General features: G+C 40.3%; 10 protein-coding genes, 17 tRNA genes and 3 rRNA genes. All 30 read right to left on the bottom strand.

The genetic code is table 11. From position 1 onward, the window contains the following. Positions 1-5: 5 nt before the first annotated feature. Complete coding sequence (locus tag M1R53_RS01670) at positions 6-1,289, bottom strand: triphosphoribosyl-dephospho-CoA synthase (RefSeq protein WP_249242845.1); 1,284 nt, start codon at positions 1,287-1,289, stop codon at positions 6-8. 75 nt (positions 1,290-1,364) lie between these two features. After that, a tRNA-Trp gene (locus M1R53_RS01665) sits at positions 1,365-1,440 on the bottom strand. Between the two features lie 4 nt (positions 1,441-1,444). Further along, positions 1,445-1,521, bottom strand: a tRNA-Ile gene (locus tag M1R53_RS01660). Between the two features lie 6 nt (positions 1,522-1,527). Then, a tRNA-Ser gene (locus M1R53_RS01655) sits at positions 1,528-1,621 on the bottom strand. Between the two features lie 46 nt (positions 1,622-1,667). After that, a tRNA-Ser gene (locus M1R53_RS01650) sits at positions 1,668-1,756 on the bottom strand. Between the two features lie 3 nt (positions 1,757-1,759). Beyond that, a tRNA-Gln gene (locus M1R53_RS01645) sits at positions 1,760-1,836 on the bottom strand. Positions 1,837-1,840: 4 nt separating this feature from the next. Then, positions 1,841-1,917, bottom strand: a tRNA-Arg gene (locus M1R53_RS01640). A gap of 13 nt (positions 1,918-1,930) precedes the next feature. Beyond that, positions 1,931-2,004, bottom strand: a tRNA-Gly gene (locus tag M1R53_RS01635). A gap of 3 nt (positions 2,005-2,007) precedes the next feature. Further along, positions 2,008-2,092, bottom strand: a tRNA-Tyr gene (locus M1R53_RS01630). 16 nt (positions 2,093-2,108) lie between these two features. Beyond that, positions 2,109-2,184: transfer RNA gene (locus M1R53_RS01625), tRNA-Thr, on the bottom strand. Positions 2,185-2,216: 32 nt separating this feature from the next. Beyond that, positions 2,217-2,294, bottom strand: a tRNA-Asp gene (locus M1R53_RS01620). 5 nt (positions 2,295-2,299) lie between these two features. Further along, positions 2,300-2,375, bottom strand: a tRNA-Val gene (locus M1R53_RS01615). A 43-nt stretch (positions 2,376-2,418) separates the two neighbouring features. Continuing rightward, a tRNA-Met gene (locus M1R53_RS01610) sits at positions 2,419-2,495 on the bottom strand. A 122-nt stretch (positions 2,496-2,617) separates the two neighbouring features. Further along, a tRNA-Glu gene (locus tag M1R53_RS01605) sits at positions 2,618-2,693 on the bottom strand. A gap of 59 nt (positions 2,694-2,752) precedes the next feature. Then, positions 2,753-2,828: transfer RNA gene (locus M1R53_RS01600), tRNA-Met, on the bottom strand. A 15-nt stretch (positions 2,829-2,843) separates the two neighbouring features. Next, positions 2,844-2,932: transfer RNA gene (locus M1R53_RS01595), tRNA-Leu, on the bottom strand. A gap of 5 nt (positions 2,933-2,937) precedes the next feature. Next, positions 2,938-3,012, bottom strand: a tRNA-Asn gene (locus M1R53_RS01590). A gap of 6 nt (positions 3,013-3,018) precedes the next feature. Continuing rightward, positions 3,019-3,135: ribosomal RNA gene (gene rrf / locus M1R53_RS01585) — 5S ribosomal RNA — on the bottom strand. A 36-nt stretch (positions 3,136-3,171) separates the two neighbouring features. Then, a 23S ribosomal RNA gene (locus tag M1R53_RS01580) occupies positions 3,172-6,030 on the bottom strand. A gap of 133 nt (positions 6,031-6,163) precedes the next feature. Further along, positions 6,164-6,239: transfer RNA gene (locus M1R53_RS01575), tRNA-Ala, on the bottom strand. Positions 6,240-6,329: 90 nt separating this feature from the next. Continuing rightward, a 16S ribosomal RNA gene (locus M1R53_RS01570) occupies positions 6,330-7,864 on the bottom strand. The 16S, 23S and 5S rRNA genes sit together here with 17 tRNA genes alongside, the layout of an rRNA operon. Positions 7,865-8,266: 402 nt before the next feature. After that, positions 8,267-8,797 (bottom strand): GNAT family N-acetyltransferase, encoded by a 531-nt coding sequence (locus tag M1R53_RS01565; protein ID WP_249242844.1) that lies wholly within the window; start codon positions 8,795-8,797, stop codon positions 8,267-8,269. Between the two features lie 45 nt (positions 8,798-8,842). Beyond that, positions 8,843-9,997, bottom strand: coding sequence for an iron-containing alcohol dehydrogenase (locus M1R53_RS01560; protein ID WP_249242843.1), 1,155 nt, complete (start codon positions 9,995-9,997; stop codon positions 8,843-8,845). 14 nt (positions 9,998-10,011) lie between these two features. Beyond that, positions 10,012-11,001 carry an LCP family protein gene (locus tag M1R53_RS01555; RefSeq protein WP_106018129.1) on the bottom strand — a complete coding sequence of 330 codons (990 nt, stop codon included), beginning with the start codon at positions 10,999-11,001 and terminating at the stop codon, positions 10,012-10,014. Beyond that, a complete protein-coding gene (locus M1R53_RS01550) occupies positions 10,985-12,382 on the bottom strand; it encodes an MATE family efflux transporter (RefSeq protein WP_249242842.1) in 1,398 nt (465 codons plus the stop codon). The genes M1R53_RS01555 and M1R53_RS01550 overlap by 17 nt, the downstream gene beginning before the upstream one ends. Before the next feature lie 8 nt (positions 12,383-12,390). Further along, positions 12,391-12,996, bottom strand: a complete 606-nt coding sequence (locus tag M1R53_RS01545; protein ID WP_249242841.1) for a histidine phosphatase family protein — start codon at positions 12,994-12,996, stop codon at positions 12,391-12,393. Further along, positions 12,996-13,709 (bottom strand): FAD-dependent thymidylate synthase, encoded by a 714-nt coding sequence (thyX, locus tag M1R53_RS01540; RefSeq protein ID WP_070600236.1) that lies wholly within the window; start codon positions 13,707-13,709, stop codon positions 12,996-12,998. Before thyX ends, M1R53_RS01545 begins: the two co-directional genes overlap by 1 nt. Before the next feature lie 3 nt (positions 13,710-13,712). Further along, the gene (guaB, locus tag M1R53_RS01535; RefSeq protein WP_249242840.1) at positions 13,713-15,176 is read right to left on the bottom strand and encodes an IMP dehydrogenase; all 1,464 of its coding nucleotides are present in this window, start codon (positions 15,174-15,176) and stop codon (positions 13,713-13,715) included. A 24-nt stretch (positions 15,177-15,200) separates the two neighbouring features. Further along, positions 15,201-16,109 carry an NAD(P)/FAD-dependent oxidoreductase gene (locus tag M1R53_RS01530; RefSeq protein ID WP_249242839.1) on the bottom strand — a complete coding sequence of 303 codons (909 nt, stop codon included), beginning with the start codon at positions 16,107-16,109 and terminating at the stop codon, positions 15,201-15,203. A gap of 219 nt (positions 16,110-16,328) precedes the next feature. Next, complete coding sequence (locus tag M1R53_RS01525) at positions 16,329-16,865, bottom strand: TIGR01440 family protein (RefSeq protein WP_249242838.1); 537 nt, start codon at positions 16,863-16,865, stop codon at positions 16,329-16,331. Positions 16,866-16,976: the final 111 nt, after the last annotated feature.

Below are 16,976 nucleotides of genomic sequence, written 5' to 3'. Positions count from 1 at the left end.
TGAGCCTATTTGTCAAGATTCAATAAAGTTTTGTCTAATCGTGCGTTGAAATCCTCTTGCGAATGCCTATCTTCACGCATACAAATAAATCTATCGCCTCCGCAAACAATACAAGACCTTTTATGAAGACCAAAATCAGATCTCGATATAGGTTTAAGAGATGTATCAATCACATCAATATCAACAAAGCGCATAAAATCATATTCTTCCTCTAAGTTCACAAATTTTTTCTTTTCATGAGCCCCATCATTTTTCGCTAGATAAATGGCTGAATAATTATCCTCATCCTCATAAATTAATTTATAATTAGATAAAAACATTTTCGCAGCCTTGTAAATAGGCTCAAACTCAGCCTTATCCTTATGCATTCCCTTTATATTTAGATTAAGAGTGATAATAGGTTTTTTATAGTCTTCAATAACTTTTGTAATAATTTTCCATCTATCTTCCTTGTTATTTAAAAAATTATTCATATAGATTTCTAAAAATTCGTCCATGTGCTTAAAAAAGTAAACAAGTTCAATGGTGTCAGCGCAGCCTCCAGTTGAAATGTTTTTCTTAGTGTAAACTTTATTCATAAGCTTTATTTCATAATCAAAATTATCACTATTTAATACTTTTTTTGCATAATCTTTAGAAAAATTAAGGCCAGATTCACCTACTCTATTAATAGTTGTCGTATCATCAAGAATTGAAATGATGTAGACATAAGTCTTTAAGAAGTCTTTCGTGTTTTTATAAAAATCATAAGCATCAAGAGCAGTCATGAAGCCATGCTTCGCCTCATATCTAATGCCAGAGTGCTTAGCATTATTTTTATAAATACGAGCGCCATTCGAGTCCAGCATTTCTTTTTTATTAAAATCGTCAAAAATATTCGCACACAATTTTTTTACATATTCACTAATTAGATTTACGCTAATGTATTTGTTGTCATAATAAATTTTACCAATAGCAGAAGCAATCACGCCAAGAGTGAATATTGCGCCCTTATGTGTATTGACTCCCCCACTTGCCTCATACATCTTCTTTTCATATTTTATGCCAATGGGTCTAATCGCATTGAAAGTATCAGAAAAACTTTTTTCTGTATTTGATGCCTCCATTATCTCAAAAAAATAGCCTTTAAGAGATGAAATACTTTTTAAAAACACATCATAATCCATGTCTGAGTGCGGACCACAGTCATCTCTATCAACACAGCCAGGCTTAGGAGTTAAATCAAGTTCATCTTTTAAAGACTCTAATAATATTTCTTCAATTGTTTCAAAAAAAGCGTGCGCCTTCATGAAAACACATCCATTCTAAATAATTTTTATAGTAAATTATAAAAAAGCTAAAAAAATAAGCCTATAAAAGGCTTATGGCAGGGGTTGAAGGTTTCGAACCCTCGGCACACGGTTTTGGAGACCGTTGCTCTACCAGCTGAGCTAAACCCCTAAATTGGTGGACCTTCAGGGACTCGAACCCCGGACCTGCCGGTTATGAGCCGGACGCTCTAACCAACTGAGCTAAAGGTCCACATTGTGGCGGAGAAGGAGGGATTTGAACCCTCGCGCCCCGTAAATTAGGACCTACTCCCTTAGCAGGGGAGCCTCTTCAGCCACTTGAGTACTTCTCCAATATTTATTAAATTATTCGGCATAAGCCATTTTAAATAAAAAAAATGGCGGAGAGAGTGGGATTCGAACCCACGTGGGCTTGCACCCAAACGGTTTTCAAGACCGCCTCGTTATGACCGCTTCGATACCTCTCCGCATGGCTGGGATGGTAGGACTCGAACCTACGGAATGCCAGAGTCAAAGTCTGGTGCCTTACCGACTTGGCTACATCCCAACAATGGCGCGACTAGGAGGAGTCGAACCCCCGGCACACGGATTAGAAGTCCGTTGCTCTATCCAGCTGAGCTATAGTCGCATATATTGAATTATGGAGCGGGTGAAGGGAATCGGACCCTCGCAACCAGCTTGGAAGGCTGGGGCTCTACCACTGAGCTACACCCGCATATGGTGGAAGAGAGTGGATTTGAACCACTGAAAGCTTAGCTAACGGATTTACAGTCCGCCCCCTTTAGCCACTTGGGTACTCTTCCTAAATGCTAAAAGATATGGAGCCGGCGGGAGGACTTGAACCCCTAACCTACTGATTACAAGTCAGTTGCTCTACCAATTGAGCTACGCCGGCAACTTAGGCGATATTTGTCGCCTAATCTTTTATGGCGACCCGGATGGGGCTCGAACCCACGACCTCTAGCGTGACAGGCTAGCATTCTAAACCAACTGAACTACCGGGCCATGCATGGTGGACGATACAGGGCTCGAACCTGTGACCCCCTGCTTGTAAGGCAGATGCTCTCCCAGCTGAGCTAATCGTCCATGCATGATTATAAATCTATTAACTTTAGTTCTAAAAAGAACTTGGTAGCGGAGAAGAGATTTGAACTCCTGACACTTCGGGTATGAACCGAATGCTCTAGCCAACTGAGCTACTCCGCCATGATACAGCGTAATCAAGTGCGTGAGTTAATGTTTTCTCTTGACTGACTACACTTCTATATTAATACATTTTTAAGAATTTGTCAATATAAAATTAATAAATTCTTAAACTTGAATAAAAATGGTGACCCTACCGGGATTCGAACCCGGGTAACCGCCGTGAAAGGGCGGTGTCTTGAACCGCTTGACCATAGGGCCATGTAAATGTATTATAGCATGTATTAATTTTTAAGGCAACTAAATTATACAAATAATTATGGTTGCGGGAGCAGGATTTGAACCTGCGACCTTCGGGTTATGAGCCCGACGAGCTGCCAGCTGCTCCATCCCGCGATGTCTTTTCTTTTTTGGTGCCGAGGATCGGAATCGAACCGATACGACCTTTAAGGGTCGCAGGATTTTAAGTCCTGTGCGTCTGCCAGTTCCGCCACCCCGGCTTATCTGGCGCTTGTGGTAAGACTCGAACTTACAACCTACCGGTTAACAGCCGGTTGCTCTGCCATTGAGCTACACAAGCATTTTTAAGTGGCGGCTACCTATTATCCCAGGTCGTCTCCAACCAAGTACCTTCAGCGTTAAGAGCCTTAACTTCCGTGTTCGGTATGGTTACGGGTGTTTCCCTCTTGCTATTGCTGCCACATTTCTTAATAACCATAATTCTTTAAATAAGCGTCTTTTGATCAAGTTTTCGACATATTAGTACAGTTAGGCTCAAAGTATTACTACTCTTACACTTACTGCCTATCTACCTTGTGGTCTTCAAGGTGTCTTACTTAAAGGAAATCTTATCTTAAGGGGGGCTTCGTGCTTAGATGCTTTCAGCTCTTATCCTTTCCAAACGTAGCTACTGAGCTATGCAACTGGCGTTACAACTCATAAACCATTGGTTTGTCCATCCCGGTCCTCTCGTACTAAGGACAGCTCCTTTCAAATTTCCTACGCCCACGACGGATAGGGACCGAACTGTCTCGCGACGTTCTGAACCCAGCTCGCGTGCCTCTTTAATGGGCGAACAGCCCAACCCTTGGGACCTACTTCAGCCCCAGGATGAGACGAGCCGACATCGAGGTGCCAAACCTCCCCGTCGATATGAACTCTTGGGGGAGATAAGCCTGTTATCCCCAGGGTAGCTTTTATCCGTTGAGCGATGGCCCTTCCACGTGGTACCACCGGATCACTAAGTCCTGATTTCTCATCTGCTCGATCTGTTTATCTCGCAGTTAAGCTCCCTTCTGCCTTTGTACTCTTTGCACGATTTCCGTCCGTGCTGAGGGAACCTTTGAACGCCTCCGTTACTGTTTGGGAGGCGACCGCCCCAGTCAAACTGCCCAACTGACAGTGTCCCTAAACCGGATTACGGCTCAAGGTTAGAATTCCAGCACTACAGGAGTGGTATCCCACTTTTCGGCTCCTCTGATACTGGCGTACCAGGATCTAAGCCTCCCACCTATTCTGTACATGTACTACCGAAATCCAATGTCAGCCTACAGTAAAGCTCCATGGGGTCTTTCCGTCCTGTCGCGGGTAAATGGCATCTTTACCATTACTTCAATTTCACCGGATCCTTTGTTGAGACAGTGCCCAAATCGTTACACCTTTCGTGCGGGTCGGAACTTACCCGACAAGGAATTTCGCTACCTTAGGACCGTTATAGTTACGGCCGCCGTTTACTGGGGCTTAAGTTCTATGCTTCGCTATTGCTAACATTTCCCCTTAACCTTCCAGCACCGGGCAGGTGTCAGCTCCTATACGTCGTCTTTCGACTTAGCAGAAACTTGTGTTTTTGGTAAACAGTCGCTTGGGCCTATTCACTGCGGCCAGATCGCTCTGGCTCCCCTTCTCGCTAACTTACGGGGTCATTTTGCCGAGTTCCTTAACAAAGGTTCTTCCGCGCGTCTTAGGATTCTCTCCTTTCCTACCTGTGTCGGTTTACGGTACGGGTATCATTTATCTATTTAGCGGCTTTTCTTGACAGTGTGAAATCGGCTACTTCTCTACTTGTTTTCGATCCTCATCATAAATTAGCTTAGCCTGGTTATTAGTCCTGGCATGCCTTTTTATTTGAGCGTACTCGTCCATCTGGTACGCTTAGCTTATCCTTCTGTGTCCCCGCTTCATTTATACGATATTTGATAGTACTAGAATTTTTACTAGTTGTCCATCGGCTACTCCTTTCGGCCTCGCCTTAGGTCCCGACTTACCCTGAGGGGACGAGCCTTGCTCAGGAACCCTTAGGTTTTCGACGGGAGTGATTCTCACACTCCTTCTCGCTACTTATGCCAGCATTCTCTCTTGTGTTTCGTCCACAGCGCCTTTCGATACTGCTTCTATCTATTACACAATGCTCCTCTACCACTCTTACGAGTCCACAGCTTCGGTATCCGATTTAGCCCCGGAAATCTTCGGCGCAAGGTCACTCGACTAGTGAGCTATTACGCACTCTTTAAATGTATGGCTGCTTCTAAGCCAACATCCTAGTTGTTTGGGTAACTTCACATCCTTTACCACTTAATCGGTATTTGGGGACCTTAGCTGATGGTCTGGGCTCTTTCCCTTTTGACATAGAAGCTTATCCCACTATGTCTGACTCCTTAGGTTTGTTTTCTTGGCATTCGGAGTTTGATAGGTTTTGGTAATGTATAAACACCCCGCAACCAGTCAGTAGCTCTACCTCCATTAAACATCCTAAAGGCTAGCCCTAAAGCTATTTCGAGGAGAACCAGCTATCTCCAGGTTCGATTGGCTTTTCACCCCTATCCACAAGTCATCCGATGTGTTTTAAACCACACCCGGTTCGAGCCTCCATTAAATTTTACTTTAACTTCACTCTGCTCATGGATAGGTCACCTGGTTTCGGGTCTACTCCTGTAAACTATTTCGCCCTATTAAGACTTGATTTCTCTTCGGCTTCGAAGCTTAACTTCTTAACCTTGCTTACAAAAGTAACTCGCTGGCCCGTTCTACAAAAAGTACAAGATTGCACTTTTCACGTGCTTTCTTTGCTTGTAAACGCAGGGTTTCAGGTTCTATTTCACTCCCCTTTCGGGGTTCTTTTTACCTTTCCCTCACGGTACTGTTCTCTATCGGTCACCAAGTAGTATTTAGCCTTGGGAGGTGGTCCTCCCGTGTTCCCACCAGGTTTCTCGTGCCTTGTGGTACTCGTTAAGCTTATTGAAATTCTAATATCTTTTCCTACAAGTCTTTCACTTTCTTTGGATGATTTTTCCAAGATCATTCGGATATCTTTTTAGTATTTCTTTAAGCGGGCTCTTTCCATTTCGCTCGCCGCTACTTTGAAAATCGATGTTTCTTTCTTTTCCTCGGGGTACTTAGATGTTTCAGTTCTCCCGGTATTGCTTCTATATACTATTTTATTCATATATAGATACTTAAGGTTTGCTTAAGTGGGTTGCCCCATTCGGATATCTCCCTTTCGTTTCTTGTTTGCAGATCTAGGGAGCTTTTCGCAGCTTTCTACGTCCTTCTTCGCCTCTTGGTGCCAAGGCATTCGCCCTGCGCTCTTAGTAACTTGACCTATTTTTTATAAAATCCTTTAACGCTTATTGTTAAAATTTACTGTATTTATTTTCTTTATAAATGTCGTTTCGTTTTCATTTGATTATGGTTATTAAGTTTTATTTGGTTTTGGCTTTTCTTTTGAAATGCCATGGTGGAGATGAGGAGATTCGAACTCCTGACCCCCTGCTTGCAAGGCAGGTGCTCTCCCAACTGAGCTACACCCCCATGGATAAATAGATATTTTTCATATCTTCTTTTGTTTGGATATTTTATTTAAGCAAAGCCCAAAGTGAAAAGAACTAATGTTCTCCTTAGAAAGGAGGTGATCCAGCCGCACCTTCCGATACGGCTACCTTGTTACGACTTCACCCCAGTCATTGACCCTACCTTCGACTGCTGCCTCCTTACGGTTAGCTCACAGGCTTCGGGTATTGCCTACTCCCATGGTGTGACGGGCGGTGTGTACAAGACCCGGGAACGCATTCACCGCAGCATTCTGATCTGCGATTACTAGCAACTCCGGCTTCATGATCTCGAGTTGCAGAGATCAATCCGAACTGGGATCGGTTTTTTGAGGTTTGCTTGATATCGCTATTTCGCTTCTCTTTGTACCGACCATTGTAGCACGTGTGTAGCCCAGGACATAAAGGGCATGATGATTTGACGTCATCCCCACCTTCCTCCGATTTGTCATCGGCAGTCCATCTAGAGTCCTCAGCACTACCTGTTAGTAACTAAATGTAAGGGTTGCGCTCGTTGCGGGACTTAACCCAACATCTCACGACACGAGCTGACGACAACCATGCACCACCTGTATCCAAGGTAGATAAATCTAGGGCTTTTATCTCTAAAAACTTTCCTTGGTATGTCAAGTCCTGGTAAGGTTCTTCGCGTAGCCTCGAATTAAACCACATGCTCCGCTGCTTGTGCGGGTCCCCGTCAATTCCTTTGAGTTTCATACTTGCGTACGTACTCCCCAGGCGGAGTGCTTAATGTGTTAACGTACGGCACCTACTCGTATGAGCAGACACCTAGCACTCATCGTTTACGGCGTGGACTACCAGGGTATCTAATCCTGTTTGCTCCCCACGCTTTCGTGCCTCAGCGTCAGTTCAAGTCCAGAAAGTCGCCTTCGCCACCGGTATTCCTCCTAATATCTACGCATTCCACCGCTACACTAGGAATTCCACTTTCCTCTCCTTGACTCAAGCATATCAGTTTCAGATGCAATCTATGGGTTGAGCCCTTAGTTTTCACATCTGACTTAATTTGCCGCCTACGCACTCTTTACGCCCAATAATTCCGGACAACGCTCGCCCCTTACGTATTACCGCGGCTGCTGGCACGTAATTAGCCGGGGCTTTCTTCTATGGTACCGTCATTATCTTCCCATAGGACAGAGCTTTACGACTCGAAAGCCTTCATCGCTCACGCGGCGTCGCTGCATCAGGGTTTCCCCCATTGTGCAATATTCCCCACTGCTGCCTCCCGTAGGAGTTTGGACCGTTTCTCAGTTCCAATGTGGCCGGTCATCCTCTTAGATCGGCTACCCATCGCTATCTTGGTGGGCCGTTACCCTCACCAACTAATTAATGGGACGCGAGCTCATCTTACACCGAAATTCCTTAATCTATAAACCATGCGGTTAATAGATATCATATGGTATTAATCCCGGTTTCCCGAGGCTATCCCTTTGTGTAAGGCAGATTGCTCACGCGTTACTCACCCGTCCGCCACTAATCCAGAGATTCTTCACTCCGAAGAGATCGGATTCTCTTTCATCGTTCGACTTGCATGTGTTAAGCACGCCGCCAGCGTTCGTCCTGAGCCAGGATCAAACTCTCGATTAAATGGTTTATTTAATCCCAAGTTAACCTTGGCTCTTAAATTCGAAATTATTTTTAATCAATAAAAAAATTGATTGGTTTAAATCGTTCTTTTCACTTTTATTCAGTTTTGCTTGCCTTCTGGAGTCTTTCCAGATGACTTATCCATTCTACCATTTATTTTTTACTTTGTCAAGTACTTTTTTTAAATAAATTTATTTTTTTCTTAACAATAGTTTTTATTGATATTTATCTTTGATACATAGCTTTTAAATGAGCATAAAAAAGCAGTGAGCCATTGGTCCACTGCTTCTTACTATGATTTTCTTATTTATTTTTATTATACTTTGTATACAATGCACATTAATTTCTTAGATAAAAGAAGAACCTCGTACATAAATGTACGAGAACCTTAGTGCTTCACACTTAGCAAGAAATATTAAGTTCCTTATAGCGTATGAGCTCCACTTCCCCCTTGTTTTTAAAGTTCCTCTTCACTGTTTCGTAATAATACATTTCATTCTTTTGCATTACTCTCTTTGAAGCTATATTTTCTCTTTCAAATGAGCCGAATATATTTTCAATGCTGCATTCTTTGTGAAGTGCTTGCATAAAGGCTTTAAGTGCTTCGCTCGTGTAGCCTTTGTTCCAATACTTTGGATTTAGGCAGTAACCGAACTCGGCATCTTTTTGTCCCTCGTCAAAGATTCTCGCGTCTATGGTTCCTATCATTTTATTATTTTCTTTTAGGACTATGGCTTTTAATACGTAGGAGTCTTTTTCCTTTGCTTCTTTGCTTAGTGCATCAAGGATTTTTTCTGAGTCTTTGACTGTTTGATGCGGCTTCCAAGAAAGATGTTTTGTCACTTCTTCTAGCTTTGCGTATTCAAACATATCTTCGGCATCGCTTACGCTTGCGTCTCTTAAGATTAGTCTCTGTGTAATAATGTCTTTCAATTAAAATTATCTTCCTTTATATATTTTTATATATTTTTATATATTTTATTCGTATGCTTGTTCGTAAATTTTAATTACGTCTTGTAATTTTAAATCTGAATAGCTTGTCTTGTAAACGCCTGTCTTCTTTGCCATGTCTTCAATTTTATCCCTTTGCACTCCTAATTCTTTAAGTGTTGTTGGCGCGCCGATGGATTTGAAGAACTCTTGTAATCTTTCTATGGACTTGATTGCGGCTTCGTCGTCTGTCATCTTTGATGTGTCCATCTTCCAAACATTTTCTGCCCATCTTCTAAATTTCTTTTCATGTCCTTTGTATACGTATTTTAAATAATTTGGATGCATTACTGCAAGTCCCATGCCATGTGAAACGTCATAGAAGGCTGATACTGTATGTTCAAGTCTGTGGCTTAGCCAGTCTGAACGTTTGCTAAGTGATGTAAGTCCGTTGATTGCAAGTGTTGATGCCCACATAAGATTTGCTCTTGCTCTATAATTTCTTGGGTCATCTAAGGCTATATAAATATTTTCGATTATGGTTCTCATAAGTGCTTCGCTTATTTCGTCTGTAGTATTCTCTTCGTCTGGCATTGAGAAATATTCTTCCATAACATGGCTAAACATATCTACTGTACCGCTGATTAAGTGATGCTTTGGTAATGAGTATGTGTATGTTGGGTCAAGGATTGAGAATTTTGGATAGCATGGGTCACCTCCGAAGCTTAGCTTCAATTGTTCTTCCCAGTTAGTGATAACGCCGCCGTTATCCATTTCACTGCCTGTTCCAGCCATTGTCAATACACTTCCTAATGGTGTTGCGTCTAAAACTTCGTCTTTGTTGATAAAATATTTCTTCCAAAAATCTTCGTCAGTTTTTGCGCCAGCAGCTATTGCCTTAGAGCAGTCTATAGTTGAGCCGCCGCCAACTGCTAGGATGAAATCAATGTCATGATCTTTTACAAGTTTGATGCCTTCATAAACTTTCTCAACTCTTGGGTTTGGCATTATTTCTGAAAGTTCATAAACTTCTTTGCCTTCAAGTGCTTCCATAACTTTATCGTAAATGCCGTTTTTCTTGATGCTGCCTTTACCATAAGTAAGCAAAACCTTCTTATATGGCTTCATCTCGTCCTTTAGTGCTCTAATTGCTCCTTCTCCAAAATGAATTTTTACTGGATTATAAAAATAAAATGCGTCCATCTTTCGTCCTCCCCTTATTTAAATATCTTTGTGAATAGTTTAGCAGTCTCTTCCTCATCTGCGATGAAATAAGAAGCGCCGCCCTCGTATTTATCTGTGCCTGGTATTGTCTCAATCGTAAGCTTATCTTGTGAATATGATGTAAATACTTTTGCTAGCTCAAGCATTTCATCTATGCTAATGTTTGTTAGTACGTGTTCAAGTCCCGCTTGTATCATACGTGGAAGCTTTGTCACGTTATTTGCGCTAAGTGTTTGTTTCATAAGTTCTTTAATGAAATACTGTTGATGAGTGACTCTTCCTACGTCTCCTAAGAATTTATCGCCTTGGCCATGATTTGATTTTCTAAATCTAAGAAACTCCATAGCTCCCTTGCCATCAAGTTTTTGCTTACCTTTCTTTAAGTGAATGTGTAGAGGAGGCGAGTCTGTCGGGTCATCGTAGTCCATATCAAATGGCACATCTATCTCGATTCCGCCGATAATATCGACTATGGCCTTAACACCTTTGTAGTCAACTGCGATATAATTTGTTACATCAACGTTAGAAAATTCTCTAAGCGTGTCAATGGCTGCATAAGGACCATCTTTTGCAAATGATGCATTGATCTTTCTCATACCTTCGTGGCCCACTATCTTAACTCTAGTATCTCTCGGTACGCTCACTACATTAACTTTGCCCGTTTTTTTATCAATCTTAACAAGCATCATGGTGTCAGATGGGTTACCTGTAGTAAAATACCTGTCTTCGCCAGTTTTGCCTTCAAGCTTCGCAAGTTTTTTCTTGATATATCCAAGACCATTCTCCCCGTCTATACCAAAAAAGGCAAAGACTAATTCACCCTCAAGCTTCTCCTGAGTCTTTTGATTTATCTTTGTTTCATCGACTATAACTAATTTATTATCCTTTTTAGAAAGCTTATTGTAATAATAAAGTCCAAAGAATAAAATTAAAACTAGTAGCGATATTAATATTATTTTAAAATACTTAATGAATTTCTGCATCTAAAATTACCTCATCTCCCGCCTTGCTCATGGCTTTGAACTCTCTAACAACAAAATACATTGCTAGCACAAAAGCTATGAAGTCTGCGATTGGTGTTGCGTAAAGCGCTCCTAATATGCCAAAGAATTGTGGCAAAACTATAATCAGTGGTAGATAGAATAATACTTGTCTTGTTAATGAGACGAATATTCCTAAACGCGCCTTGCCGATGGATGTGTAAAAGTTTGCTGTAATTGGTTGAAGACCGTTTAAGGCTGTCATTATCAGTGTTATACGTAGTAATATAGTAGTAAACTCCATATAAAGATCATTGCCTTTACCAAAGATATTTACAAAAATTTGTGGCCATATCTCAACAAGCAAGAAGAATATTGTACTATAGATGACTGAAATCTTAATTGTTGTTAGATATGTGTCCTTAACACGTCTATAAATTTTGGCGCCATAATTGTATCCGATGATTGGCTGTCCGCCTTGAGCAAGACCTATGTTAAAGCCAATAAGCACGATGTAGAGCTTTGACGCGATGCCGACTGCAGCTAGCGGTATATCTGGTCCATACTTACTCATCGCCCCGTAATGAGTCATGACATTGTTCATAACTATCTGCACAACAACCATTGCCAATTGATTAATGCAGGCTGCTGAGCCAAGTTTAAGTATGGCGGCTAATTCTTCTTTATGTATCTTGAAATCTTTTTTACGGATTGGATTATCTTTCAAGAAGAATATATAATATAGTGCTAATAAAAAGCTCACCGCTTGTCCTATGAATGTCGCCCATGCAGCGCCTTTTATACCCATATTTAAGTGAACCATGAATATGTAGTCTAAAACAATGTTAAGTATTGCTCCTACTACATTCAGCATCATAGCGTATTTTGGTGATCCATCAGCTCTGATTATATGTGAGAGAGCTATTGAAAACACTATAAATACTATTGCCATGGATGTGATCGATGTGTAATCATAAGCGTATTGAAATATGTTCTCACTCGCTCCAAATAACTTTAGAAGCGGATTTATGAACGTCATAACTAAAGCGAGTTCAAGCCCAGCAAAGAAAAGTAGCCCCGTAATTCCTGTTGCAACTGTCCTTTCGGCTCTTTCATCATCGCCTCTGCCCTTATATATACTGTAGTTTGACGCTGTTCCTATGCCTAAAAGTAAAGCTATCGCTGTGGATATGGTAGATATGGGGAAGCTAACTGTTGTAGCTGCGTTACCTAAGTGACCGACAATGTTGCCTATAAAAATTTGATCGACAATATTGTATAGAGCACTAACTAAAAATGCTAATATCGATGGCACAGCATATTTTATTAATAATTGATAAATTGGTTTTCTTACCAAGGGATTATTATATCTATCTTCTGTCATTTTGCCTCCTATACAAAGTTGTCATAATCTTCATCATCATGAAGGAGCTTAAATTTTCCTTCATTATAATCATATATCTTAAGGCTCAAGCCTTTAATAAGCTCTACCTTGTTAGTATCTTTTAAATCAAGTCCTTCTAAGACAGTTGTTATCACTCTTAGCTTGCTTCCGTGAGTCATAACAAGAACTTTCTCATAATTAGTTTTTATAAGTTCAAAAATAAAAGCAATGGCGTCTTCAAGTGCATCTCTGTATGGATATATGCCGCCTTCGTTAAAAAGGTCTGGCCTTTGCATGATTAAATCTTCTCTATCTGGGTCAGTAGCAACGCTTTCCGCCCAAGTCATGCCCTCATGGCTAAGCATAGACACCTCTCTAAGTCTTCTATCTGGGATGATGTCTTGCTTTAATGCCTCGTTAATGATTTTAGCGCTATCCATAGCTCTCTTTTGATCAGATGAGTATATGATTTCAATACCTTCATCCTTTAATCTAGCACCAAGTTCCTTCGCTTTCTCTTTGCCTTCAAGTGTAAGAGGAGAATCAAGTAAGCCTTGAATTCTCCTCTCCTTATTGTATTCTGTTAAACCGTGTCTTGTAAAATATATTTTCATTAATTCATGTGCTCGATAAGAGCCTTCATTGCTACTGGGAAATCCTCTAAGCTTAAGTCATAAACAACTTTTGCGTAATCTCTGATTTCTTTTTGAGCGTGTCCATCCATCCTTTGCTTAATAAAGTGAGCAACTGATTGAAGTGACGCTGTCCAGTACCATCTTACATATAAACCATAAGCTGGTAGGAAAAGTCTTGCTTGTTCAGAGCAAATGCCATCTTCCATAGCTTTTTCATATAATCCTTGACCTTTTTCAATAAGTTCAAGTAAATCTTTTGTATATTCTTTGCCTAATTCAGTAGCAACTGGTTCGCCGCTGCCTTGCTTTTTATTGTCAGGCATGCTTCTCCATTCATTTTCATTTGGCACATAAAATACTGGCTCTTCAGTAACATAGCGTCTAGAAGATTCATTCCAGCCGTTCATAGTATCGCCAATGCCTTCCATGTGAGATGAACCAACGATGTATTTCCACCATTGTCTAGCTACCATAAGCGGTGCATACACTTCAAATTGTAGCATAGCGTGTCTAAATGGCGATGTGTGATCATGTTTAGCTAAAAAGCTAATTAATTTCTCGTCATTTTGATCTAATTCAAAAGATTCTTTTTGATAAGAAACTCTTGCCGCATTAACTACAGTAAGGTCGCTACCTAAGTGGTTTACAAGCCTTACATAACCTTTGTCTAAAACTTTTTTCATTTTATCCATGGCTTAGTCCCTGTTATTCTTTGGTGAATAGTTAGGAGTTTCCTTAGTTATAGTGATATCATGTGGATGGTTTTCAATTAGTGATGCGCTTGTAATTTGAACGTATCTTGAATTTGTCTTAAGTGTAGGAATGTCCTTGCATCCAAGGTAGCCCATACCTGATTTTAATCCGCCAAGTAATTGATAAATAACTTCGCCTACTTTTCCTTTATAATGAACTCTTCCTTCAACACCTTCTGGTACATACTTCTTAGCCTTTGATTGGAAATATCTGTCAGATGAACCAGCCTTCATCGCTGCTAGTGAGCCCATGCCTCTGTATTCTTTATATCTTCTGCCTTCGAAAATAACTTCTTCTCCTGGTGATTCGTCAGTACCTGCGAATAATGAACCCATCATAACAACGTCAGCACCAGCAGCTATCGCCTTAGTAACGTCTCCAGAATATTTTATACCGCCGTCAGCAATTATAGGTACGCCAGTTTCTTGAGATGCTCTATAAGCTTCCATGATAGCGCTTACTTGAGGAACGCCAATACCTGTTACAACTCTTGTTGTACAGATAGATCCAGGTCCTATACCAACTTTAACGCAGTCAGCACCAGCATCCATAAGAGCCTTAGTTCCTTCGTAAGTTGCTACGTTACCTGCTATTACTTGTAAATCAGGGAATTCCTTTTTAATGCTTCTAACAGCGTCAAGCACTCCCTTTGAATGACCGTGAGCAGTATCTAGAACGATAACGTCAACTTTTGCATCATATAGAGCCTTAACTCTTACAAGCATATCCTCAGTTATACCAACAGCTGCTCCGCAAAGAAGTCTTCCTTGATCATCTTTAGCAGAATTAGGGAATTCGATAGACTTTTCTATATCCTTAATAGTGATAAGTCCTCTTAGATGGAAGTTTTCGTCAACAATTGGAAGCTTTTCAATCTTATGAACCTTCATAACTTCCAAAGCTTCGTCCATGGAAACACCTTCTCTGCCAGTTACAAGATTATCCTTAGTCATAACCTCAGCAATTTTCTTTTCCATGTTAGTTTCAAATCTCATGTCTCTGTTAGTGATGATACCAACAAGTTTGCCGTCTTCATCAGTTATAGGCACACCAGAAATTTTGTACTTTTTCATAATAGCTTCAGCATCAGCAATCTTGTGTTCAGCAGATAGATAGAACGGATCAGTGATTACACCGTGTTCACTTCTCTTAACTCTGTCAACTTCGATAGCTTGGTCCTCAATTGACATATTCTTATGAATTATACCAATACCGCCTTCTCTCGCCATCGCAATAGCCATCTTTGATTCAGTTACAGTATCCATGCCAGCACTCATCATCGGTATATTTAGCTTAATTTTTTTAGTTAATCTAGTTTCAGTATTAGTTTCTTTTGGCAAAATTTCCGAAAAATTTGGTACTAGCAGTATATCGTCAAATGTTAATGCATTTCCAATAAACTCCATCTTTACACCCCTTCTTTGTATTTTTTAATATCCTAAATATTTTTGAGCTTCGATAGCGCAAGTGCAGCCCTCAGCTACAGCAGTTGCTATCTGTCTAATCTTCTTGTCAATAATATCTCCACAAGCGAATACACCTGGGATTGATGTCTTAACTCCATCAGTCTTTATATATGCTCCTGACATTTCAAGGCTGTCCTTAACTAGCTCAGTGTTTGGCGCTTGACCAATGTAGGCAAATATAAGGAATTCGTCCTCGCCATTCTCAAAAATCTTTTCTTCCTTTTCATTTGAGTCATATACACAAACTTCAGTTATTTTATCTCTTGTTCCGCTTGCGCTAACAATCTTAGACGATGTCATCGCCTCGATATTGTCAGAATTTTCAATCTTTTCCTTGAACTCGTCAATCATGCCAAGCTCATCCTTTTCTTCGATTAAATAAACCTTCTTAGCAAGCTTTGAAAGATATAGAGCTTCCTTAGCTGCTCCGTCCGAACCGCCCGCAACGAAGATGATTCTGTCTTCAATCTCATCATCAAGACCTAAAGCTGAGTGTTCAACTCCAATATCTTTTTCATTCTCAAGTCCTAAATCCTTTGGAGTAGATCCCATAGCGATGATTACTGCCTTTGCATTGTATGAGTTTTGTCTAGTTTTTACCTTTTTTAACTCATATTTTAAGTCAAGTTCGATGACCTCTTCATATTTTAGCTCAATATCAGCTTCTGCGATTTGATTTTCTAATTTTTCCCTGAAAGTTTCACCTGATTCGCCCTCAGATAAACCCACATAATGAGTTACATGTGAAACACTTTTAATAAGACCTCCAACTTCATCCTTCTCTAACAAAAGCACACTGAAGCCACGGCTCTTAGCATATAGAGCAGCAGAAACACCTGCAGGGCCGGCGCCCACTACAATTATATCGTACATTTTATCCTCCTTTGATAATAATTAAAATTATTCTCCTATCATTTTATCACAAATTTAGCTATTTGTAAAGCAATGAGCATGATTATTTTAATAATTTTATCCGTGATAATTTCTTCCAGAAAATATTTTTCTATGTAGATAAACTTATCAAAAAATATTATTTAATTAAATTTTATTAATTTATCATATAAAATAGAGGAGCGCATCGCTCCTCGTCATTTATTTATATTGTGCTCTTTCGCCGCCTATAAGTTTTGGTCTTCTTCTAACAAGAGTTAAGTGCGCATCGCCAATCTCTTTCACGCTGACTCTAACTGGAACAGCAACCGGTTTTATGTGCATACCAATAAAAGTGTCTCCGATGTCAAGACCCGCGTGTGCTTGAATAGCTTCAACCACAACAGGATCAGCTAATTTTTTATAAGCGATAGTCGCCATAGAGCCACCCGCATGCATCTTAGGCACAACACTTACCTCTTCAAGAAAATATTTTTCCATACACTCCCTTGTAGTGACGATGGCCCTGTTTAAGTGCTCGCAGCATTGAAAAGCAAGGAAAATTTTATGTTCTTTTGCAAAATCCATAAAAACATCGATAAATTCTTTAGCGACATCCATCGACGATGCCTTGCCTATGTGTCCGCCAACAACCTCACTAGTCGAGCAGCCAACTACAAGTATTTCGCCTTCTTTTAAATTCGCCTCAGCTTGAAATTCATCAAGAACCATTTTAAGCGTCTCTTTATATTCTCCCATGTATATCACTCCTTATATCATTATAATTTTATTTCTATAATATATTTTATATCAAATAAATTTTATTGTCAATTGACATAAAAATACCCCTATGTATCTCTACATAGAGGC

Source organism: Fenollaria massiliensis (assembly GCF_023347705.1).
Taxonomy (GTDB): domain Bacteria; phylum Bacillota; class Clostridia; order Tissierellales; family Peptoniphilaceae; genus Fenollaria; species Fenollaria massiliensis.
Note: the sequence above shows the minus strand (reverse complement) of the source record. Positions and strands in the feature narration are given on the sequence as shown.